At 65.0% G+C, this 22,201-nt stretch carries 25 protein-coding genes; all 25 read left to right on the top strand.

Annotation, left to right across the window (positions count from 1 at the left end):
- Positions 1 to 29: 29 nt before the first annotated feature.
- The 25 genes from CSC67_RS13995 to CSC67_RS13870 all read left to right on the top strand — a co-directional run bounded on the left by CSC67_RS13995 (position 30) and on the right by CSC67_RS13870 (position 22,188).
- Positions 30 to 2,942, top strand: a complete 2,913-nt coding sequence (locus CSC67_RS13995) for a heavy metal translocating P-type ATPase (RefSeq protein WP_185975338.1) — start codon at positions 30 to 32, stop codon at positions 2,940 to 2,942.
- 3 nt (positions 2,943 to 2,945) lie between these two features.
- Positions 2,946 to 3,446, top strand: a complete 501-nt coding sequence (gene lspA, locus CSC67_RS13990; protein ID WP_003098955.1) for a signal peptidase II — start codon at positions 2,946 to 2,948, stop codon at positions 3,444 to 3,446.
- A gap of 342 nt (positions 3,447 to 3,788) precedes the next feature.
- Positions 3,789 to 4,094, top strand: coding sequence for a hypothetical protein (locus CSC67_RS21775; protein ID WP_223656317.1), 306 nt, complete (start codon positions 3,789 to 3,791; stop codon positions 4,092 to 4,094).
- Between the two features lie 337 nt (positions 4,095 to 4,431).
- On the top strand, positions 4,432 to 4,644 hold the full coding sequence (locus CSC67_RS13980) for a hypothetical protein (protein WP_003116833.1): 213 nt from the start codon (positions 4,432 to 4,434) through the stop codon (positions 4,642 to 4,644).
- 21 nt (positions 4,645 to 4,665) lie between these two features.
- Positions 4,666 to 5,058, top strand: a complete 393-nt coding sequence (locus CSC67_RS13975) for a hypothetical protein (protein ID WP_003098949.1) — start codon at positions 4,666 to 4,668, stop codon at positions 5,056 to 5,058.
- A gap of 213 nt (positions 5,059 to 5,271) precedes the next feature.
- Positions 5,272 to 6,009 carry a DUF5983 family protein gene (locus tag CSC67_RS13970; RefSeq protein WP_003098947.1) on the top strand — a complete coding sequence of 246 codons (738 nt, stop codon included), beginning with the start codon at positions 5,272 to 5,274 and terminating at the stop codon, positions 6,007 to 6,009.
- Positions 6,010 to 6,105: 96 nt separating this feature from the next.
- Positions 6,106 to 6,384: a hypothetical protein gene (locus CSC67_RS13965; RefSeq protein ID WP_003108989.1), complete on the top strand. Its 279-nt coding sequence runs from the start codon at positions 6,106 to 6,108 to the stop codon at positions 6,382 to 6,384.
- 287 nt (positions 6,385 to 6,671) lie between these two features.
- Positions 6,672 to 7,484 (top strand): hypothetical protein, encoded by an 813-nt coding sequence (locus CSC67_RS13960; RefSeq protein ID WP_006226009.1) that lies wholly within the window; start codon positions 6,672 to 6,674, stop codon positions 7,482 to 7,484.
- A 141-nt stretch (positions 7,485 to 7,625) separates the two neighbouring features.
- Positions 7,626 to 7,979, top strand: a complete 354-nt coding sequence (locus tag CSC67_RS13955; protein ID WP_006226010.1) for a DUF3085 domain-containing protein — start codon at positions 7,626 to 7,628, stop codon at positions 7,977 to 7,979.
- A 366-nt stretch (positions 7,980 to 8,345) separates the two neighbouring features.
- Positions 8,346 to 9,275, top strand: coding sequence for a DUF3577 domain-containing protein (locus CSC67_RS13945; RefSeq protein WP_006226011.1), 930 nt, complete (start codon positions 8,346 to 8,348; stop codon positions 9,273 to 9,275).
- 58 nt (positions 9,276 to 9,333) lie between these two features.
- Positions 9,334 to 10,023: a DUF3275 family protein gene (locus CSC67_RS13940; protein ID WP_006226012.1), complete on the top strand. Its 690-nt coding sequence runs from the start codon at positions 9,334 to 9,336 to the stop codon at positions 10,021 to 10,023.
- 94 nt (positions 10,024 to 10,117) lie between these two features.
- Positions 10,118 to 10,444, top strand: coding sequence for a hypothetical protein (locus CSC67_RS13935; protein WP_006226013.1), 327 nt, complete (start codon positions 10,118 to 10,120; stop codon positions 10,442 to 10,444).
- Between the two features lie 102 nt (positions 10,445 to 10,546).
- Positions 10,547 to 10,888: a hypothetical protein gene (locus tag CSC67_RS13930; RefSeq protein WP_006226014.1), complete on the top strand. Its 342-nt coding sequence runs from the start codon at positions 10,547 to 10,549 to the stop codon at positions 10,886 to 10,888.
- Between the two features lie 104 nt (positions 10,889 to 10,992).
- The gene (locus CSC67_RS13925) at positions 10,993 to 11,643 is read left to right on the top strand and encodes a hypothetical protein (RefSeq protein WP_118995079.1); all 651 of its coding nucleotides are present in this window, start codon (positions 10,993 to 10,995) and stop codon (positions 11,641 to 11,643) included.
- A 40-nt stretch (positions 11,644 to 11,683) separates the two neighbouring features.
- Positions 11,684 to 12,817 (top strand): DUF6094 domain-containing protein, encoded by a 1,134-nt coding sequence (locus tag CSC67_RS13920; protein ID WP_254916320.1) that lies wholly within the window; start codon positions 11,684 to 11,686, stop codon positions 12,815 to 12,817.
- A 50-nt stretch (positions 12,818 to 12,867) separates the two neighbouring features.
- Positions 12,868 to 13,188: a hypothetical protein gene (locus CSC67_RS13915; RefSeq protein ID WP_003098896.1), complete on the top strand. Its 321-nt coding sequence runs from the start codon at positions 12,868 to 12,870 to the stop codon at positions 13,186 to 13,188.
- An 89-nt stretch (positions 13,189 to 13,277) separates the two neighbouring features.
- Positions 13,278 to 13,583, top strand: a complete 306-nt coding sequence (locus tag CSC67_RS13910) for a hypothetical protein (RefSeq protein ID WP_003098895.1) — start codon at positions 13,278 to 13,280, stop codon at positions 13,581 to 13,583.
- 136 nt (positions 13,584 to 13,719) lie between these two features.
- Entirely contained in the window at positions 13,720 to 15,999 is a 2,280-nt protein-coding gene (locus CSC67_RS13905) for a helicase-related protein (protein WP_003098893.1), read from the top strand.
- A 138-nt stretch (positions 16,000 to 16,137) separates the two neighbouring features.
- The gene (pilL2, locus tag CSC67_RS13900) at positions 16,138 to 16,737 is read left to right on the top strand and encodes a PFGI-1 class ICE element type IV pilus protein PilL2 (protein WP_003098890.1); all 600 of its coding nucleotides are present in this window, start codon (positions 16,138 to 16,140) and stop codon (positions 16,735 to 16,737) included.
- Positions 16,734 to 17,378, top strand: a complete 645-nt coding sequence (locus tag CSC67_RS13895; RefSeq protein WP_003098888.1) for a hypothetical protein — start codon at positions 16,734 to 16,736, stop codon at positions 17,376 to 17,378. The genes pilL2 and CSC67_RS13895 overlap by 4 nt, the downstream gene beginning before the upstream one ends.
- Positions 17,379 to 17,390: 12 nt before the next feature.
- Positions 17,391 to 18,128, top strand: coding sequence for a TIGR03759 family integrating conjugative element protein (locus CSC67_RS13890; RefSeq protein ID WP_003098886.1), 738 nt, complete (start codon positions 17,391 to 17,393; stop codon positions 18,126 to 18,128).
- Positions 18,110 to 18,700 carry a transglycosylase SLT domain-containing protein gene (locus CSC67_RS13885; protein WP_003109780.1) on the top strand — a complete coding sequence of 197 codons (591 nt, stop codon included), beginning with the start codon at positions 18,110 to 18,112 and terminating at the stop codon, positions 18,698 to 18,700. Before CSC67_RS13890 ends, CSC67_RS13885 begins: the two co-directional genes overlap by 19 nt.
- A complete protein-coding gene (locus CSC67_RS13880; protein WP_003109779.1) occupies positions 18,697 to 19,245 on the top strand; it encodes an integrating conjugative element protein in 549 nt (182 codons plus the stop codon). The genes CSC67_RS13885 and CSC67_RS13880 overlap by 4 nt, the downstream gene beginning before the upstream one ends.
- Before the next feature lie 4 nt (positions 19,246 to 19,249).
- Positions 19,250 to 21,442: a type IV conjugative transfer system coupling protein TraD gene (traD, locus tag CSC67_RS13875; protein WP_003116813.1), complete on the top strand. Its 2,193-nt coding sequence runs from the start codon at positions 19,250 to 19,252 to the stop codon at positions 21,440 to 21,442.
- A complete protein-coding gene (locus tag CSC67_RS13870) occupies positions 21,439 to 22,188 on the top strand; it encodes a TIGR03747 family integrating conjugative element membrane protein (protein WP_003109778.1) in 750 nt (249 codons plus the stop codon). Before traD ends, CSC67_RS13870 begins: the two co-directional genes overlap by 4 nt.
- Positions 22,189 to 22,201 lie beyond the last annotated feature (13 nt).

The raw sequence follows: 22,201 nt of genomic DNA, 5'->3' as shown, positions 1-22,201 counted from the left end.
GGGAAAACCTTGTCAATGAAGAGCGATCTATGAACAAAGAACCTTCCAGCCCATGCGCCTGCTCCGGCGGCAATGGCCAACAGACGGCGTGCGCCAGTGAGCAGGCCAGCACTGAAACCACCGTTTTCCACGTGAGCAACATGGATTGCCGCAATGAGGAAGCACTGGTGCGGCGAACGCTGGAGGGCATGCCCGGTGTCGAGCGGCTCCTGTTCGATCTTCCGCAGCGTTTGTTGACCATTTCGCACCGCGAAGTCTCGGCCGATGCCTTGGAGCAAGCGCTGAATTCGGTGGGCATGAAGGCTCAGGCTGTCCGAGACGCCGCCGTGTCGACCACCTACCGCATCGAGAACATGGACTGCCCGAGCGAGGAGAAACTCATCCGCTCGCACCTCGGGGCAGTCGAGGGAATTCAGGACCTCGACTTCGACCTCGCTGAGCGCACCCTGTCGGTGAAACACCTCGCTCAGGCACGCGCGCAGATGGAGCAGGTCCTGGCCTCGATCGGCATGCGCGCCAAGGAGCAGACCTTCGGCCACACGGGGCCGATCGAAGCCGCGGCTGTGATCCCATCCTCGGCCCTGCAGCAGCAACCAACCGCTGCCGTTTCCGCGCCGCCGATCGGCGAGCGGGTGACGTACCGGATCGAGAACATGGATTGCCCGACGGAAGAAGCGCTGATCCGCGACCGGCTGGGCAAGCTGCCGGGTGTGACCGCGCTCGACTTCAATCTGATGCAGCGTGTGCTGGGAGTCCAGCACACGCTGGCGACCTCAGCGCCGATCGAGAAGGCGCTTGCTTCCATTGGAATGCAGGCTGCGCGGCAGGACATGCAGACAGCCACCACGGTACTTCGCATCGCGAAGATGGACTGTCCGACCGAGGAAAGTCTGATCCGCGGCAAGCTGCAAGGCATGCCGGGCGTGCAGGGAATGGATTTCAACCTGATGCAGCGCACGCTCACGGTTCGGCACACACCCGACGCGATCAAGCCGGCAGTCGAAGCCATCGAATCGCTGGGCATGGAAGCCGAGGTCCAGAGGACTGATGAGCCGCGCGATGCCCCGGTGGCCGCGCACAAGACCAATTGGTGGCCGATGGCGGTTTCGGGCGTTGCGGCGGTGGCCGCCGAAGGCGTGTACTGGGTCAACGACGGCAATCATTGGGCCGTGATCGTGCTGGCACTGGTTTCGATCTTCACCGGCGGCCTCAGCACCTACAAGAAGGGCTGGATCGCGCTGAAGAACCTCAACCTGAACATGAACGCCCTGATGGCCATCGCGGTCACCGGCGGCATGGCGATCGGCCACTGGCCGGAGGCCGCCATGGTCATGTTCCTGTTCGCGTTGGCGGAAGTGATCGAGGCGAAGTCGCTGGACCGCGCCCGCAACGCCATTCGGGGGCTGATGGACTTGGCGCCCGAGACCGCGACCGTGCGGCAGGCCGATGGCTCATGGACAGAGCTGCCGGCCAAGGAGGTCGCAAAGGGCGCGGTGGTCCGCGTGCGTCCTGGCGAGCGCATCGCACTGGACGGCCTGACCACCTCGGGTCGATCGGCCATCAACCAGGCGCCCATCACCGGCGAGAGCCTGCCCGTCGAGAAGGCCGAAGGTGACCAGGTCTTCGCCGGAACCATCAATGAGACCGGCTCTTTCGAATACAAGGTGACCGCAGGCGCCAGCGACTCGACGCTCGCGCGCATCATCCATGCCGTGGAGTCCGCGCAGGGCAGCCGTGCGCCCACGCAGCGCTTCGTCGACCAGTTCGCCCGCGTCTACACGCCGGCGGTGTTCGCGGTGTCCGTGCTGGTTGCCGTCGTGCCGCCGCTCGCCTTCGGCGGCGCATGGTTTGACTGGGTCTACAAGGCCCTGGTACTGCTGGTGATCGCCTGCCCCTGCGCTCTGGTCATCTCCACGCCGGTCACCATCGTCAGCGGCTTGGCCGCTGCCGCCCGACGCGGCATCCTGATCAAGGGTGGCGTCTACCTGGAGGGCGGGCGCAAGCTCAAGGCGTTGGCCCTGGACAAGACCGGCACACTCACACATGGCAAGCCCGAGCAGACCGACTTCGTGCCGCTGATCGGCGAGGCGCAGGAAGTTGCCGCCTGGGCCGCAAGCCTCGCGGCACGCTCGGACCATCCTGTGTCTCAGGCCATCGCCCGCAAGGCGAACCGTGACGGCATCGCGCTGCACGAGGTCGACGACTTCGCGGCGCTGCCTGGCCGCGGCGTGCGCGGCCGCGTCGCCGGGCGCATGTTGCACATGGGCAACCACAGGCTCGCCCAGGAGCTGGGCCTGAGCGAAGCGACGCTCCAGGCTCGGCTGGAGACCCTGGAGCGCCAAGGCAAGACAGCGATCCTGCTGATGGACGATGCGACCGTGCTCGGCATTTTTGCAGTGGCCGACACCGTGAAGGAAACCAGCCGTGAGGCGGTGGCCGACCTGCAGGCGCTGGGTGTGCGCACGCTGATGCTGACGGGGGACAACCAGCACACGGCCGCGGCCATCGCTGCCCAGGTCGGAATCTCTGAAGCCCGTGGTGACCAACTGCCCGAAGACAAGCTCAAGACCATCGAAAGCCTGGTCGGCGGCGAGGGCCAGGTGGGCATGGTGGGCGACGGCATCAACGATTCGCCCGCGCTCGCCCGTGCCGACATCGGCTTCGCCATGGGCGCGGCCGGCACCGACACCGCGATCGAAACAGCCGACGTCGCCCTGATGGACGACGACCTGCGCAAGATCCCCGCCTTCATCCGGCTGTCGCGTAGCACTGCGGCGATCCTCACGCAGAACATCGTTCTGGCCCTTGGCATCAAGGCGGTGTTCCTTGCGTTGACGTTCACAGGGCATGCCACCATGTGGATGGCTGTGTTCGCTGACATGGGGGCAAGTCTTTTGGTTGTCGTCAATGGGCTGCGCCTCCTGAAGTTCAAGGCGGCATGAACAATGGATGAACCATCTCTTCGCAAGACGCAGTGGTACTCACTCGCGATCGTTATATTCGCCGGCGATCAGGCAGCTAAGAGCTACATTGACGCGACAACTCCCTTGGGTTGGTCGCACGAGGTGGCGTCATTCTTCAACCTAGTTCACGCTCTCAATCCCGGCGCGGCGTTCAGCTTCCTTGCTGGCGCGGGCGGCTGGCAGCGGTGGTTTTTTCTGGCGATCGCGTTCGCAATATCGGCATGGCTCGCATGGCTGCTCTCCCGGCCGCTGCGCAAAACGGAAGGCCTTTCGTACAGCCTCATTCTGGGCGGCGCATTGGGCAACGCGTTCGACCGCGCCACGCGCGGGCACGTTATCGACTACATCGACTTTCACCTGCACGGCTGGCACTGGCCCGCCTTCAACATCGCTGACATGGCCATCGTGGGCGGGGCGATCGCGCTGGTGGCCCAGTCGTTCATGAGCGTGGAGAACCCGGCCGCCACAAAGGAGTCCCAGTGACATTGGGACGATCCGGAAATTCGCAATGCACACGGTGCAGGACACCAATCTGAAGAGAACGGCCCCCAGCATGAGCGGCCGCGGCTTGGCCCTCATGCTAGCGCCCACCGCCGCTTTTGCTGCAACGCCCTGTTGCGATGGCGGCGATTGCTGCAACGACGTCGCAATGCCTTGCTGTGAATAAACAGCACGCAAGCCAGTTGACCTGGCAATTATGAAAGTCCATCACGGCGATGCTGGCCTTTTTCGTTCCAATGAGCCGTCACGGAGAGGTGATGATGAAGCTATGCCGGGATCCTGCAAGCTTTAGGACGGTCTTCTTTACCGCATAGCGATATGCTGATGTCACCCGTTCGCCTCGCCTGGCAAGTACAAGTAGTTCGTCGCGGTTTTCTGGCCGTGTCCGCCCGCTTCGCTGGCCCTTTTGCCCCAAACAAGCGCAATCATGCCTGCGTTACCACCAAAGTTCGCCCCCGCCAGTTGCTGTTCCTAAAGGGCATCAAGCTCAACGCCATCGCCGACCGGCCAGCGTATTTCGCATCGCTGCGTGCCCGTCGGGGCCAGCCCATCGTCATCCTCGCAGAGCTGGGACCGGACGAGGCATTCGCCCTGTGGAAGCAGCATGTACTGGGCGACAGGCCTCGCTGACCCAGTTTCGCCTCATCCTCCTGACAGCCCCGCACTTATTGCGGGGCTTTCTTTTTTCCGCGTTCGCCAATCGGGGCTGTTGCAAATGCCGATTTCCGGCTGACGCGGCTCGCCTCGCGCATGAAGCTGCCCGCATGTGTCGCTGATTCGTCAGCACCATGCCAGCAGCCAGAGTTTCCAGGCTGCCGCGGATTCTTTCCGCGCTACCCGCCAGTCCGCCATCGCATCGAGTCTGCGGACGCGCGTCACCCGTGACGCCGATGCTTTTTTCTCAACCGCGTGCGGGAGCTGCCATCCCGTGAGGGACGAGGCCCCGCTTTTTCCAAGGAGCCCGTCCATGTCCCAGCAAGCCTCTTTCGGCCAGTTGGCCTTGATCCATTGCGGCAAGTTCCTGCCGCTCGAAATCCTGCATAGCGCCGCCGGCCACTACATCGGCACGCGCGATACAGAAGGTCCCGTTTCGCGGGAATCCTGCCAGTACTTCCGCAGCTATGCCGCGGCTCAACGTGCCCTCGAAAGAGGCGGCTGGTCCCAGCTCGCCACACCCTGATCCAACTGGAGGAACCACGTCATGAACCAGCTTTTGCCCCAGGAAGTCGTCGATCAGATCATGCGGGAAGAGCAGCATTTCGCCGCCGCGCCCCAAGCCTTCTTCGAGGTCTGGAAGCGCGGCGTCGAGATCGCAGGCCCGCAATGGTTTGGCGACGGCACGCGCGAAGGCCTGAACCAGGCAAAGAGCAAGTGGGATCTGCGTCCCGACATGCTGCGTGCCAACGACGCACTCGGCGTCCTGAGCAGCGGGGAACGCATGTTCCTGTCCGCCATGTTCAGCTTCTACAACGCGCGCGAGGGCGGTGCCATGCTCAAGCGCTGCCACTTCCAAGGACTGTCGGACTTCGATGGTCTCGATCTGCAACGCCGCAAGGTCATCGCCGATCTGTTGGTGAACTACAGCGGTTGGTGAGCCGGTCTGCGGCATACCACCGTCTTTTTGTTCACTGCCCATGAGGGACATGCGTCCACGCGGCCATGTCCCTCGATTTTTCTTCCGTCAGCCTGCGCCGATTGGCCCAAAGCCCTCGATCAGTGCCGCCTGACGCTTTTTCCACTTTCAACCCACCGGGGTTCAATTCCCGGTGGCGGGAATTGGCTCCATTATTCAATCTGGAGAAATTCCATGACCCAGAATCCCAATCCCTTTGTACGCGGCTACTGGAATCTGAGAGTCGTCCGAACGCTGTGCATCTGCTACGGGGACGGAAGCCCGCATGTCTGGCGATCCATCCACACGAGCCAAGCGCATCTTTCCGACAACGACCTGATCTCATCGCCTTGCATCGTCACCAGCGACTTCGCGTTGATCAAAAGCGGCACTGACGCCATCAGCGACGAGCTGATTGCTGAATGTGATGCTGTTGAAGGCATCAACGGCGAAGGCGTGGTGGGCGCCGTGGTCTATGCCATCCATGGCGACGACCTCGACGGCCGCCCGGTCCATGTCGGTGATACCTATTCGGCCGAAGCCGCGCGAGACGTGGTGCAGCGGTTGAGTTTCGAGACCGGCTATTACAGCCGGTGCTGGGAAGTCAGCAGCGCGCACATCTGCCAGGAAACCGGCCAGTACCTCGCCAACCTGGCAGACCTCGCCACGCCGGAGGCTTTTCTGTTCATCGCCTTTCGGGTTCCGTACAGCCCGGCGATTGGCGTCAAGCTGATCTCCACGCCCTGGACAGACAAGAACCTGGAATATGCCGAGGGCATCAGTGCTGAGCAGCTTCGACAGGAGCACCGCGACAAGGGCATGCCTGACGACCTGGCGAACATCCTTGAACTGGCCGGCCAGGCAGATGTGCGCATCCTCATCCTCGATGCCGACGCACCCGCGCTACTGGGCTTGCCACTGGCCGAGACCTAGCAGACACGCGACGCGCAAGCCTTCCCCTTTATCCCCCATATGCCAGCCCGCCTCCCACCAGGAGCCGGGCTGGTTCAATTCCATAGGAGCAATCTCATGTTCCCCGATCTCATCTTGCCCACGCCCGACTTCGAGAATCAGCTTGGAGCCTGCGTCAACGCCATGAGCCAGGACGACGCCATCGGCCAGATCCTGGTGTTCGAGCGCATGAGCGGTACGCTGCACATGCGCCATATCGACAGCGCCGATCTGGTGGACACCGACATTGACGACTACGAAATGGTCGTATTCGACGGTGGCAACACAAGCGGCGACACGTGGAAGCACGTGTTCTTCCCGCGTCAGCGAGAACACTACTTCGTGTACGAAGCCTGACCCCCAAGCCCCTTTCGAGGGGCTTTTTCTCGCCCGCAGCGCTGGAAAGCGGGTGCGATGGGGTGCCGTTTCCTGCAAGCGGGCCGCTTACTCCCGGGCCATTCTTGCCCCATGTTCGTCGGCGTTGCCGACACATGCCCAGGCAGCCAAGACCTTCAAGGCTGCAAGCACGGGAAGCCGTGCTGGTCGATGTTTTCCACGGACGTACCGCGTCCATCCACACCACCCACAAGGGACCTCTCCCTTGCGGGCGGGGAATCCCTTGTTTCTTCCTCAAGGAGATTCCCATGGACCGTTCCCTCATCAAATCCATGATGCCTTCGCTAGTCGCAGGCCACGTGCCCCGCAACGTGCGGTCGTTCAAGTACCGCGTGTTCGACGATCAGCCGCAATCTTCGACATTGGGCTTCGCCGTCGACCCCCAGCCCTTCGACGGGAAGGTAGTCGCCATCACCGACGATGCCATCGTCGTCAAGCTCAAGCCGAGCGAGTTCGCTGTGCTCGATTCCAAGCTGGTGACCACCGTCCCCGACGAAGGCGCCAAGGTGCATGTCCAACCCTACGCACGGCGCCGTTTCGATGGGCTGCGGGCGGACACGCCGGAAGAGCGCACCGAGATGACGTCCGACGGCATTCCCTACACCGTCAAGACGCACATCCTCGGCTCCGCGCCGGCCAAGCTGCCCATTCCCGAGCCGCAGTGCATGGAGCTGGGTCAGCTCATCCAGCAGTTGGAGGAAATGCCGGCGCCCGATGGCTTCCGGCGCATCACCCACATGCTGGTCGATGCGGGTGCCCGGGATTTCACCTGGGTCGATCCGACGCCGTCCAAGATCATCGAGACGCCTCCGGCGATCAGCTTCACGGTCTCGACCGCGAAGTTCGAGGGCCGGGTGACGGTGCTGTACGACCGAGGCGGCGACACCTACGTGGTGGAGCTGCATCGCGACGGCGAATTGGTCGATCGGCATGACGAGGTGTATTTCGACATGCTCGGCGAAGTGCTGGAGCGACTCATCGACGACGGACGTTGGCGCCTGATCGATGTGAGCGTGATCGACGCCAAGGCTACCCGGCAGCGCCAGGCGGTGCCGGCATGACGCCGGAAACTGAATCCTGCCGGTTCTACGGCTGACCCGTGGGTCCCGCCACGAAGTTTCGCCCATGGGCCATGTGCCCACAGGCCCTCCATCCATGCGGATGGAGGGCCTTTTCTCTATTCCACATAGGAGATTTCAACCATGTCACTGCGATTCAAAGGCTCCGACCTGCGCCCCGTGCTGACCGAGGCCATCGCCAGCCAATGCCGCGTCATCCTGGTCAAGGACCAGGGCGTGTACTTCCTCGCCGAGCAGGGAGAGCGCCGCCCGGATGGGCGTGTGAAGCTGCTGGCCTATGCCGTCGGCTGCAACCCGGATACCGACCCGTTCGACGACTGGTGGGAACTGGCGCGCGCCGAACTGGGCGGCGACGACTTCGGGGAGTACTTCGACCCGAAGGACGGCGTATTCACGCGCATCCTGCACACCGAAGACGACCTGATGCTGTCGGCCACCGCCACACATCTGTCGCTGGAGGTGGTGCCTCCCGCATAGCGCGGCAACCGCCACTCGACTCTCGCAGCCCCCCACACCGGGGGCTTTCTTTTGCGCTGAGCCGGGCTGCGTGGACAAAGGGAAACGCGCGGATGCCAATTGATTGCTGTCGCGCGCGCGAGGCCCGGCCATGCTGACCCCATGCCTGCTGACGCTGTCAGCGACATGCCAGGCAACCATCGGTCTTCGAGGTTGCGGCGCAGTTTCCACTGCGTGACCGAGCCAGCTCGCACCGCATCCATCCGCGAGCGGCCACCAGTCCCTGGTGGCGGATGCTTTCGCCTTATCAACCCACCGCGGGGTTACGCACCTTTCCCCGCATGCGTGGGCTCGGTGTGTCTCCGCTTTTCCCTATGGAGATTCACCATGAACACCACTTCCAACGAGAAATCGTATTTCGACCTCCACACCTCGGGCATCGGCTACCTCCAGCGTGTCCGTGAGGTGCCCGTCAGGGGCGGCCGCCGTGCGCAGCCCTTCCTGGCCTGCACCATCGCCGCGCTGGTCGGCCCCGCCAGGGACCCGAGCTACCGCTACTTCGACGTCAAGGTCTCGGGTGCCGAGGCCAAGAAGCTCGTTCAGCGCTACATCGGCGTTGACGATTCCAAGCAGCGACCGCTGGTGCGCTTTCGCCTCGGCGACCTCTGGGGCGATGCCTACATCCGCGACAAGGGCGAACAGAAAGGCCAGGCCGCCGCATCCCTCAAGGCGCGACTGCTCAAGGCCGAGCTGATCGAGCGGGCCGAACTGGCTTCGATCGAGCAGCACGAGTTGATCACCCGTGGCATCGGCTACCTCAACCGTCCGAAGGACGTCACCCCCAAGGATGGTGACCCGTTCCTGTCGTGCTCCATCGCCGCGCTGGCCGGACCTGTCGATGAACCGGAATATCGGTACTTCGACACGATCGTCGCCACCCCTGAAGCCGAGCATCTGGTTCGCCGATGCGTGCAGGCCATCGAAGGGGATCGCAAGGTGCTGATCGCCTTTCGTCTGAACGACATGAAGATCGATCCGTACATCCGCACCAAGGGCGAGCACGCTGGGGAACCGGCCGCAAGCCTGGAATCGACGCTGGTCCACATCGGTCTGATCAAGATCGACGGCACCCAGGTCTATCCGACGAGCCAGGCGCATGCCGAGGCAGCGCCAGCGGAGGACGCACCCGCGTCCGAAGCCGCCAACGCCATCGACACTGCCGCCGACGCCGTTTCCTACCAATCTGCCGAGCCCGCCGAGCGCGAGCCCGAATGTGCAGTCGAGGAGCAGGAGCCGGCATTGGCTGCTTCGTTCTGATCCGGCACGGCCCCTCACGGGGCCTTGCCTTTTTCCTATTCGTCCAAGGAGAACCATCATGGCAGCCACATCGGCACCTACGAGATCAGCCCTACCCATCGTCGTCCCGGGCCAGCTCACGTTGCGGACCATCCGGGGCAAGAACGGCCCGTTCACGGTTGGGCGCCTTTCTACCCCCATCGGCGAGTTCGCGGTTAAAGACGCGGAGTTGGAGCAGTACCCCGAAGGAAAGTACGACGGGGATTTCGTCATTCGCTACATCTTCGCGAAGTCCTATCCGGTCGCGGGCGGCGCGCGGTTTGAAGTGCGCGCAAACCTCGACGGCATGACGCTCAACGGCATCGACAAACTGAGTCGTGATGAGGCCCGCAGCTTCGCCACCCAGGAAGTCGATCCACTCGATGAAGAGCTGGGGACGCAGCCTGCGGAAACGCCGGCCAAGCCCGCCAAGGCCTCCAGACCCGCCAAGCCCGCACCCGTGCAGGCCTCGGCGGACCCGCTGGTCGATACCACGCCCTTCGGTGTGGATGCACCGACGCCCGCTGCGGCGGCTGCCCCTGGCAGCACCGAAGAGGGCGACGTTGCTTTGTTCGGCTTGCTCTGGCCGCTGGGCGATTCCGTGAAATTGGATTCGACCATCGACCGCCGCGCCCTGCGCGCGCAGATCGCCCGCCTGGGCGATCTGGGCTACGCGCTGGACTTCAAAACGCAGGAGTGGAGCCGCCAGGCCGAACTGCAACCTGCGTGATCGCAGACACCGCATGCGCGGTGTTCTTCATCCACCCGCCGGGGCTCTTTCCCTATGCGGGGAGGCCCCCGGCTTTCTTCTGGAGGTCTCCATCATGTCCACCATCGATTGCGATACACCCCGTTCTTCGCTGGGTGAACCCGCGTGGCGAGCTGTTTGCAAGACAGCCGCCGAGCACGCCCAGCGTGGTTGTGGCCTGTCCTGGGACCACTGGGTCACGCTTTTCAGTTCGGAGATCGACGCGCAAGCCAGTCGATTGCCGGAAGAGCAACGCGCACAGGCGCTGCAGATCGCACAGGAATGGGGCTACGCCACACCGGCCGAAAGGCAGGAAACCCAGGACTGGAACGCCGAAAACGGCTACTGCTCGCACGGAATCGAACTGGGTTATTGCCCGTCCGGTTGCGATTCGGACTACTGAGGTCCGGCACACGTCATCGCCGCTTGCGCGGCTTTTCTCCACCCCTTGGGGCAGCACCTGCCTCAGGGGCGGTGCTGTTTCCGATTCACCGAGGACATCACCATGAGTCGGCACTACTTCGACACCGTTCACAAGGGCTTTCCCATCACCGTCGTACTGGGCTGGGACCGGCCGGCAAATTACTTCTTCCTATTCATCGAAAAGCCGGCCGAGCTGATCGACGATACCGCGAAGGTCGAGAGCGACGACTTCTTGTACAGCAACCTGCACGAGAGCGACCCGTTCAACCACTACCTGGACTACTACCGAGTGGTCCTGCGCCATTTCCACATCGACGTGCCCGAAAGCATGTTCACCGAAGTCCAACAGGACTGCGAGGGCAACGTTGGCAACCGTGTAGTCAAGCATCAGGCCGACGGCTCGTTCACCGAACAGACGTTCTGAACGCCCAAGCGGATCGAACACCTTATCCGCATTCCTTCATCCCTAACGGGGCATTCGCTGCCCCTGCGGGCGGTGCTGCCCCTCATTTCATCGAGGACACCACCATGCACGCACACACTCCATCCACCACGCTGTTCCACATCGACGAATGCCCGGACGTTATGGCCGACGCTTGCGTCGGCGATGACCAGGGCAACCTGATCTTCCTGTCCATCTGGGCGCGCGACACCGCCGTCCAGCAGTTCCTTGCACGCCTGACCCTCGGGCGCGACGAGCAGGGACTGGACCAGTTCCACGTCATCACCGACCAGGGCGGCAGCGTCCCGGTATTCATCGGCAACGTCGATCGCCTGGAAAAGCGCATCACGCGCGCCTACCGGCGAACGCTGTTCGGTTCGCTGTCCAACGTGTGGCTGTTCGACCGGCGCTGCGTCAAGCCCGACAAGGCCAACGCCAGCGCATTGGCACTGCTGCCACGTGACAGCGCCCACCGGCTTGACCGCCTGTGGATGCTGGTGCGGGACACCTGCCCGTTGCCGCTGCTCGACCACTGGCGCGAGACCGTGCTGGAACTGCTGCAAAGCCGCGAGATGCTGGCCCGCCTTCCGTCCGCCCTCGGGCCGCTGGAAGGCCATCGGCTCGCCATCGACGTGCCGGCGCTGAGCTTGGCGCTGGGCTCCCTGATCCGCAGTGACGCGCTCACCGCCTATCCCTATCCGGCCAAGATTTGGACGCCGGAAGCGGTGGCGGCTTGACCCACCCTCGGAGGCACGCCTTGGCGTGCTTCCGTCATTCATCCCCGCCAACCAGGAGACTTCCATGGCTCTCATGTTCCCGCGGCTCGCCCGCAATTTCGCCAAAAATGGGTACTACCCGACCGACGAACCCACGCTCGAAAGAGCCCTCAACGCACTGATGCCCAGCGACGGGCCGATGTGCATCCTCGATCCCTGCGCCGGTGAAGGCGTGGCAATCGCCGAAGCCTCTCATGCCCTCGGGCGCGAACAGGCCAAGGCGTTCGCCGTCGAATTCGACGCCGAGCGGGCGCGCCATGCCCGCGGCCTGGTCGATCACTGCCTGCACGCGGACCTGATGGACACGATGATCTCCAAGCAGTCCTTCGGACTACTGTGGCTGAATCCACCGTATGGCGACCTGTCCAAGGACGTCAACGGCAACATCGGCTATCAGGGCCAGGGCCGTGCCCGCCTCGAAAAGCTGTTCTATCAGCGTTCGCTGTCGCTGTTGCAATACAGCGGCGTGCTGGTCTTCATCGTCCCCGGCTACGTGCTCGACGCGGAGCTGGTCGGCTGGTTGACGCGCCACTACACCGATCTGCGTATCTACCGAGCGGTGGAAACGCAGTTCAAGCAGGTGGTGATCTTCGGCCGCCGGGTCCGTCAGCGGGAGCTGGCACCCGATGGCGTCAAGGCCGTGCGCAATCTGCTGCTGCAGGTTGGGCTTGGCGAAGTCGAAGCCGAGGAACTGCCGAGCGAATGGCCGTTCCTGCCGTACATCGTCCCCGCCAGTCCGGCCGAGCCGGAGCATTTCTTCCGCGTGACGATGGAGCCCGAACAGTTCGCCGACGAGGTTGGCCGGCTGCAAGGCCTTTGGCCGTCGCTGGACACGCACTTGGGGACCGCGCAGCAGTCGCTGCGTCCACCGGCGCGGGCCTTGTCCCACTGGCATCTCGCCCTGGCTCTGGCCGCGGGCGCGATCTCCGGCGTCGTGCGCTCCCAGACGGGGCGCGTGCTCGTCGTCAAAGGTGACACCCACAAGGACAAGACGCTCCAGCGGGAATTCACCGAACGCGAAGACGGCTCCATCGCCGAGACACGCATCCTCACCGACAAGTTTGTGCCCGTTATCCGCGCGTGGGACATGACGCCTGGCTCCCCGACAAGGGGCGAGGTGCTGACCATTCGCTGATCCACCGGACGCGCTGCCGTCCTGCTGTACCACATCGAAGGAGAAACACCATGTTCCCCAATCCGTTCAAGCGGCCTGCGCCGCGCAAGCAACCCTTGTTCGCACCGAGTACGTTGAAGTTGAGCGAGAAGGTGCATTGGCTGGCTCGGCGAGGCCTGATCGACCCCTTGGCCTATGTCCAGCGCCATGTGCGCGGGGACTGGGGCGAGATCGATGAGGCCACCCGCCAAGCCAACGACGTCGCAATCCAACAGGACAACCTGATGATCTCCCAGTACCGGATCACGCCGGAACTGGTGTTGCTCGTGAAGACCAGCGAAGACCACCAGACCACGGTGGTCCAGCTTCCCGAAGAGCGCGACCTGATCTGAAGGCGCCGCCTCGTCATCCCATCCACTTGACGGAGCCACTTCACTCCGCCAGGGGTGTCGTGGCTCAATAGCCTTTCAAGGAGGAGCCCATGGCATCGCATCGCATCGAAACCTACTGCCAGAGGCTGGCGTTCCCCATCGGGGCGCTCATCTTCAGCCGAGGCATTGATCGCCTTGTCCGCGCGGGTCGCCTGGACCCGATTCCGTACTTCAGGCGCCACACCCGTGGCGACTGGGGTGACGTCAACGTCTGCCAATGGCACGCCAACGGCGTTGCACTTCAATCGGGCGCGTCGCTGGAATCGCACTATGTGATCCACCCGGGACTCGCCATTCGCATCATCACCGATGCGGGGCGCAGCGTCACTGCCATCGTGCTGCCGTCCGAAGACTGAGCACGGTTCACCCGCAGGCCACTCAGGCCAGCATCTTCAACCACCTTCGGCCGCGCGCCGATTTCCTTCCCACCACGGGGCATGCCATTGCCCCGCTGGGGGTGGTGCATGCCCCATTTTTCATTGGAGCATCACAATGTCCTTCGATCTCGAAACCACTGCCGCTGACGCCGCGCCCGTACAGGGCGAACTGCTCGACGCGGAATCATCCCCTCTGACCCTGAGCCTTCAGGATTTCGTCGGCGAGTTCGGCGACGAACTGCTCGACGCCCTCAACAGCGCCAACCCGCCTGTCTATACCGGCCAACCGCAGGCGCACCGGCAGCTCATCGTCGCCAGCCTCAAACGCAAGCTGTTCCCGGCCCAGGCCGAAGTCGTCCACGCCGCCGCCGAGCTGCTGATCGACCGTGGCGAACGCGCCGCGATCGTCAATGGCGAGATGGGCTGTGGTAAGACGACCGTTGGCATCGCCGCGGCCGCCGTGCTCAACGCCGAAGGCTACCGCCGCACTCTGGTCCTGTCGCCACCGCACTTGGTTTACAAGTGGCGGCGGGAGATCCAGGAGACGGTGGCCGGCGCCAAGGTATGGGTGCTCAATGGGCCGGATACGCTCGTCAAGCTCCTCAAGCTGCGTGAGCAGTTGGGCGTGCAGCCCACGGGCCAGGAGTTCTTCGTCCTGGGGCGCGTCAGGATGCGGATGGGTTTCCACTGGAAGCCCGTCTTCACCCAGCGGCGCACCCGCCACGGCGACGTGGCGGCCTGCCCGGACTGCGGCACGGTCATCACCGACCTCGACGGCGAGCCGGTCAACCCGGTCGCGCTCGAAGCCGAGGAGTACCGCAGGAAGTGCAGCCATTGCGCTGCGCCCCTGTGGACGCTGATCCGCCCGCGCAGCCTGTCCGGCAGCGACCAGTCCTCGGCCGTCCTCAAAGCCCTGAAGCGCATCCCGACCATCGGGGAAGTCACTGCGCAGAAGCTGATGCAGAAGTTCGGTGACGGCTTCCTGGCCTCGATGCTGGGCGACAACATCCACGAGTTCATCAACCTCATGGATGGCAACGGCGAGCTGGTGTTTTCCGACCGTCAAGCCACGCGCATGGAACGTGCGATGGCCAACATGGAGTTCGGCTTTGGCGAGGGCGGTTATCAACCCTCGGAGTTCATCAAGAGGTACTTGCCGCAAGGTACGTTCGACCTGCTCATCGCTGATGAAGCGCATGAGTACAAGAACGGGGGCAGTGCCCAGGGCCAGGCCATGGGCGTGCTGGCGGCGAAGGCTCGCAAGACCTTGCTGCTGACTGGCACGCTGATGGGCGGCTACGGTGATGATCTTTTTCACCTGCTGTTCCGAGCCCTTCCGGGGCGGATGATCGAAGACGGCTACCGCCCGACCACGAGCGGCAGCATGACCTCGGCTGCGATGGCGTTCATGCGCGATCACGGGGTGTTGAAGGACATCTACTCCGAGAGCACCGGCACGGCGCACAAGACGGCCAAGGGCACCAAGGTATCGGTGCGCACGGTCAAGGCCCCGGGCTTCGGCCCCAAGGGCGTCTTGCGCTGCATCCTGCCATTCACGATCTTCCTCAAGCTCAAGGACATCGGCGGCAACGTCCTGCCGCCGTATGACGAGGAGTTCCGTGAAGTCGCGATGGACACGGCGCAAGCCGCGGCCTACCGCGATCTGGCGGGTCGGCTGACCGCCGAGCTGAAACAGGCTCTGGCGCGACGCGATACGACCTTGCTGGGTGTGGTCCTCAACGTGCTGCTGGCCTGGCCGGATTGCTGCTTCCGGTCGGAGACCGTGGTGCATCCGCGCACGCGCAACACCTTGGCGTTTGTCCCGGCTCAGTTCAACGAGTTCGAGATCAGCCCCAAGGAGCGTGAGCTGATCGACATCTGCAAAGAGGAGAAGGCGCAGGGCCGCAAGGTCCTGGCCTACACGGTCTATACCGGCACGCGCGACACCACGTCGCGCCTGAAGGTGTTGCTGGAGCAGGAAGGCTTCAAGGTGGCGGTGCTGCGCGCGAGCGTGGATGCCAGCCGCCGCGAAGACTGGATCGCCGAGCAACTGGACCGTGGCATCGACGTGCTCATCACCAACCCCGAGTTGGTCAAGACGGGGCTGGACCTGTTGGAGTTCCCGACGATCGTGTTCATGCAGTCGGGCTACAACGTGTACTCGCTCCAGCAGGCGGCACGCCGCTCCTGGCGCATCGGGCAGAAGCAGCCCGTGCGTGTGATCTACCTCGGCTACGCCGGTTCCTCGCAGATGACCTGCCTGGAGCTGATGGCCAAGAAGATCATGGTCTCGCAGTCCACCTCGGGCGACGTGCCCGAATCCGGGCTCGATGTCCTGAACCAGGACGGTGATTCCGTCGAGGTCGCACTGGCCCGGCAGCTTGTCGCCGCATGACACGTTCCACTTACGGCCCTTCGGGGCCGTTTTTTTTGCCGCTCCCGGTAAATCGGACGCTGCCTGGTTCGCATTGTTTGCTGCCGCTCGCGGCCTGAGCGGCGATGGTGAGGGCTGGATGTTTCAGGACGCCGAGCTATGTGCCCCTCTCCACCGTGGTTTCACTATCCCGAACGCCGCCTTCTGGCGGGATTTCTCGGCCTGCTGTGGTCGGTGCTGGCCGGTGGCTGCGCGACGACGACTGCGCCGGTCGCGCCCGACACCATCGCGGAAGTCTTGGCCGCGCCTGAACCCGAGGCTTCCGAGTACATCCCGGTCGTGCGCTACGCCCGCTACACACTGGTCGAACTGGCACCCATGGCGGCGCAGCGCGACCTGTTGTTGCAGACCATCGACGTGTCCATGCCCGAGGATGCCCGCGCCACGGTCGGGGATGGGCTTCGGCACGTGCTCAAACGCAGCGGCTATGGCCTGTGCCAGACCGCGCATGCCGTGATCGAGCTGTACGCGCTGCCGTTGCCGGCGGTACACCTGCACCTCGGCCCCATGACCTTGCGCGATGCGCTGCTCACGCTGGCTGGCCCGGCCTGGGAACTGCACGCGGATGACCGCGCACGGCAAATCTGCTTCGAGCGGCCCGGCGATCGCGCGGTCGCCGAGTCCCCATCCGAGCCACCCGCCACCGAGGCGGTGCAGACGTTCCCGCTGGCACCCATGGTTTCGGGAGGCCAGCCATGAACGCCCCGCAACCTGCCCAGCGATCGACCGCCGCCGTGGTGGTGCAGAGCCTGATGTGGCTCTGGTTGATCTTCCTCAGCGTCTTGGCGGCCCTGGGCTACCAGGCCCTCAGCGACCAGGCCGACCAGGAGCGGCTGGATTCCCGCCTGCAACGCCTGGAAGCGCAGGCAACTGGCTTGGCCGAGACGATCGAGGCCATCCAGCAGCGCCCGGCCGTCGCGACGGACGCTGACCTCAAAGACACCCGCCAGATTCTGGAAGCACGCGCGGCCCAGGTCGAGAAATCTCTCAGTGGCTACGCAGCGGCCGACGACCTCCAGGCGCTGCGCGCGGAGGTCGAGCAGATCAAGGCGCGCCAAGCCGCCGCGCGTGCCACCGCACCCGCCCAGCGGCGCGCATCGCGCACGTCCGCCGCCTCCAAGACCGAGCTGCCGCCGCTGCCATTCCGCGTCGTCGGCGCCGAACTGCGCGCCGGCCAGCGCAGCGTGTCCGTCGCGCCGAGCATCGGGGACTTCACGCCCGCCCAACTTCAGGTGCTGCTGCCCGGGGATGCGGTCGGCCCGTGGCGCCTGCAGGCGATCGAGGGCAACACCGCAGTGTTCCAGGCCGGCAACCAGACCCGCCGCGTGGCGATTCCCTGACCGGAGCACCCCATGAAGCCGTCGATCCTCCTTTTCGCGGTCCTGGTGGCGTCGTCGCAATGGCCCGCCTGGGCGCAGCAGCCCGCAACGACCTCGGCGCGCAACGCACAGAGCCAGGAGCGCCCGCTGGCCGCCCGCGTGCTGGACGACCGGGTGGCAACCGAATGGGGCTTGCAGCCACAAGAATGGGCACGCTACCGCGAGCTGATGGATGGGCCGCTGGGTATCTACTCGCCCAACCTGGACCCGCTGTCCGCCCTGGGCATCGAAGCTCGCACGGACGAAGAACGGCGCCGCTATGCGGAACTGCAGGTGCAGGTGGAAGCGCGCCGCGTCGAGAAGCTGCTCGCCTACCAGCGCGCCTACGACGAGGCCTGGCAGCGCCTGAATCCGGGGATGCAGCGCGTGAACCTGCCCGACGACAAGCCGGGCGCCGGCCCATCCAGCAGTCCCTTGCGCGGCAGCGGCCGCATGGCGGTGTTCGTCAAGGACGGCTGCGCAGCCTGCGGACAGCTCGTGCAGCGCCTGCAATCCTCGGGCGCGGAGTTCGACCTGTACATGGTGGGCAGCCGCCAGGATGACGCGCGCATCCGCGACTGGGCCAAGCGCGCGCAGATCGACCCGGCGCGCGTGCGCGCCGGCAGCATCACGCTCAACCACGACGGCGGCCGCTGGCTGTCACTGGGCCTGCCCGGCGATCTGCCCGCCGCCGTGCGCGAAGTGAACGGCCAATGGCAGCGCCAGCCGTAGCCATGCCCCTGCGCGCACTGGTGCTCACTGCCGGCCTGTATGCCGTTGCCGCCCTGGCCCAGGAGGTTCCGCCACCGGCTTACCAGCTTGCCGCCCAGCGCGCAGGCATCCCCTCGACCGTGCTCTACGCCGTGGCCTTGCAGGAGAGCGGCATCCGGCGCAACGGGCGCCTGGTGCCGTGGCCGTGGTCCCTCAACGTCGCCGGCCAGTCGCGCCGCTTCGCCACGCGCGCCGACGCCTGCGCTGGCCTGCAGCAGGCGATGCGCGCCACGCCGCACACGCGCATTGATGCGGGCCTGGGCCAGATCAACCTCGGCTACCACAAGCACCGCTTTACCGGCGCGTGCGACCTGCTGGATCCGTATCGCAACCTGGCCGTTGCCGCCGAGATCCTGAAGGAGCAGCACACCCCCGGCGAGGACTGGCTGCTGGCGATCGGCCGCTACCACCGCCCCGCAGGCGGCGAGCCCGCCGCCCGCTATCGGCGCAGCGTGTCGCGCCACCTTGCCCGCGTGCAGGGCACGCGACCAGCCGCCGCGGTCCTCGCGGCGCGCCAGGAGACCTCCCCATGACGAAACCCCATCCCGCCCATCTCGCGTTCACGGGCCTACTCATGCTGCTGTCAGGCCTGCCGCTGGCCTCGCGTGCCGGCGAGCCACTGATCGTTGTCGAGGACCGTGGCGGCACGTCGGCATTGCCGTACTACGAAGCCCTGAATCTCCAGCCGCGCGCCAACGCACCGGCGCGGCCGTCCATCCCGACGCCCCAGGTTCCTGCCACACGGGCGGACGAAGCCGCGATGCTGCCGGTGCGCAGCGCCAAGCTCACGCCCGGCACCGTCGCGCGACGGGTGATCGAAGCGCCCGGCCTGCGGCCGTTCGTGGTCATCGGCGACGACGAGGCTTCCCGGGCCTGGTTGCAGCGCCGCGCCGCCGCTTTGCGCGAACGTGGCGCGGTCGGCCTGGTCGTCAACGTCGAGACCGCGCAGGGCCTGGCGCGGCTGCGCGCCCTGGTGCCGGGCGTGCCGCTCGCGCCCGTGGCCGGCGACGACCTGGCCGATCGCCTGGGCCTGCGGCACTACCCGGCGCTGATCACGGCCACCGGCATCGAGCAATGAAGCCATGTCGGGCAAACAGCCGGTCGAGGTTCTGCTACGCCCAGCGGTGGAGCTATACACCGTCGCGGCGTGTGCAGGCGCCGCGTTTCTGTGCCTGGTGGCCCCATGGTCGCTCGCGCTGAGCCCGGCCATGGGCATCGGCAGCGCCTTGGCGTTCGGCGCCTACGGCGCGATCCGCTACCGCGATGCCCGCATCATCCTGCGCTACCGGCGCAACATCCGCCGTCTGCCGCGTTACGTGATGACCAGCAAGGACGTGCCGGTCAGCCAGCAGCGCCTATTCGTGGGGCGCGGCTTTCTCTGGGAGCAGAAGCACACGCATCGGCTGATGCAGACGTACCGGCCCGAGTTCCGCCGCTACGTCGAGCCGACGCCGGCCTACCGGCTGACCAGGCGCCTGGAGGAACGGCTGGAGTTCGCGCCATTGCCGCTCTCGCGCCTGCCGAAGCTCACCGGCTGGGACGCGCCTTTCAACCCCGTGCGCCCGTTGCCGCCTGTCGGCGGCCTGCCAAGGCTGCACGGCATCGAGCCCGACGAAGTGGACGTCAGCCTGCCGCTGGGCGAGCGCGTCGGGCACTCGCTGGTGCTGGGCACCACGCGGGTGGGCAAGACGCGCCTGGCCGAGTTGTTCGTCACGCAGGACATCCGCCGCAGGAATGCTGCCGGCGAGCATGAGGTCGTCATCGTCATCGACCCCAAGGGGGATGCCGATCTCTTGAAACGGATGTACGTCGAAGCCCAGCGCGCTGGCCGCGAAGGCGAGTTCTACATCTTCCACTTGGGCTGGCCGGAAATCAGCGCCCGCTACAACGCCGTGGGCCGCTTCGGTCGGATCTCGGAAGTGGCGACACGCATCGCGGGGCAGCTCTCCGGCGAAGGCAACAGCGCGGCGTTCCGCGAGTTCGCATGGCGCTTCGTGAACATCATCGCCCGCGCCCTGGTGGAACTGGGGCAGCGCCCGGACTACATGCTGATCCAGCGCCACGTCATCAACATCGACGCGCTGTTCATTGAGTACGCCCAGCACTACTTTGCCAAGACGGAGCCCAAGGCCTGGGAGGTGATCGTCCAGATCGAGGCCAAGCTCAACGAGAAGAACATCCCAAGGAACATGATCGGGCGCGAGAAGCGTGTGGTGGCGCTGGAGCAATACCTCTCCCAGGCGCGCAACTACGACCCTGTGCTCGATGGCCTGCGCTCGGCGGTGCGCTACGACAAGACCTACTTCGACAAGATCGTTGCATCGCTGCTGCCGCTGCTGGAAAAGCTCACGAGCGGCAAGATCGCCCAGCTCCTGGCGCCGAACTACTCCGACCTGGCCGACCCGCGCCCGATCTTCGACTGGATGCAGGTCATCCGAAAGCGGGCCATCGTCTATGTGGGTCTGGATGCGTTGTCTGACGCCGAGGTCGCCGCAGCGGTCGGCAATTCGATGTTCTCTGACCTGGTTTCGGTGGCCGGACACATCTACAAGCACGGAATCGACGATGGCCTGCCCGGCGCAGTGGCTGGCGCTCGCGTGCCGATCAACGTGCACGCGGACGAATTCAATGAACTGATGGGCGATGAATTCATCCCGCTCATCAACAAGGGCGGCGGTGCCGGCCTGCAAGTCACGGCGTACACGCAGACGCTCTCGGACATCGAGGCCCGCATCGGAAATCGCGCGAAGGCCGGCCAAGTGATCGGGAATTTCAACAATTTATTCATGTTGCGCGTGCGCGAGACGGCCACCGCGGAACTGCTGACGAGGCAGTTGCCGAAGGTCGAGGTCTATACAACCACCATCGTCTCGGGCGCGACGGACAGCTCAGACATCCGCGGCGCGACGGATTTCACGTCGAACACCCAGGACCGCATCAGCATGGCCAGCGTGCCGATGATCGAGCCGTCACACGTCGTCGGCCTGCCCAAGGGCCAGTGCTTCGCGCTGCTGCAGGGCGGCCAGCTCTGGAAGGTGCGTATGCCGCTGCCGGCGCCGGACCCGGATGAAGTGATGCCGGCGGACCTGCAGCAACTGGCCGGGTACATGCGCCAGAGCTACAGCGAGGCCACGCAGTGGTGGGAGTTCACCAGCTCGTCGGCCTTGCAGGATGCGGCCTTGCCCGACGACCTGCTGGACGATGCCGCTGCGGCCGAGCCCGGCGCGGTGGCCACCGGCGCCGACGATGGCGCGGGCAACGAGGCCGTGCCATGAAGGATGCCGCCTCGACCGCGCAGCGGGAGCAGAACCATCGCCAAGGCTTGATCGTCGGCACCATCACCTTACCGTTCCGGCTGCTCGGGGTGCTCATTGGCTCGCTGCTGTTCTCGATCGTGGTGGAGTGCGCCGGCATGCACCTGTTCTGGAAGGACCAGGGCTGGCGCCACTCCCAGCAGATGCTGCGGTACGAACTCGGGCACCTGTCCAACCACTTCACGCGCAGCGTGGTGGTACAGGAGCCCGGGCGCACGGCGCACGAGTTGGTGGATACCGGGTACGAGTGGGTGTTCGTGCGCTCGGGGTTGCTGGAGCGCATGAGCCAGACCGCCGAGCGCGTCCGCGCGCCCAGCCACGGGCAGAGCCGCAACTTCCGCTACTACATCAGCCAAGTCTATGTCTGGGCCGAAAGCTACCTGATCGCTGCGGCCTTCACGACGCTCACCTTCCTGGTGCGCCTGCTGGTCCTGGTGCTCACGCTGCCGCTGATCCTCACGGCGGCATTCGTCGGCCTGATTGACGGCCTGGTGCGACGGGATGTGCGCCGGTTCGGCGCGGGCCGCGAATCCGGCTTCATCTACCACCGCGCGAAGGCCAGCCTGATGCCGTTGGCCGTGCTGCCTTGGGTCACCTATCTCGCTCTGCCCATATCGGTGCATCCTCTGGTCATCCTGCTGCCCAGCGCGGCGTTGCTGGGGATGGCAGTCAGCCTGACCGCAGGCAGCTTCAAGAAGTACTTATGAGGTGACACGGGCG

This window comes from Pusillimonas caeni (assembly GCF_003545815.1).
Lineage (GTDB): Bacteria > Pseudomonadota > Gammaproteobacteria > Burkholderiales > Burkholderiaceae_B > Pusillimonas > Pusillimonas caeni.
This window is presented reverse-complemented; position numbering and strand designations above follow the sequence as displayed.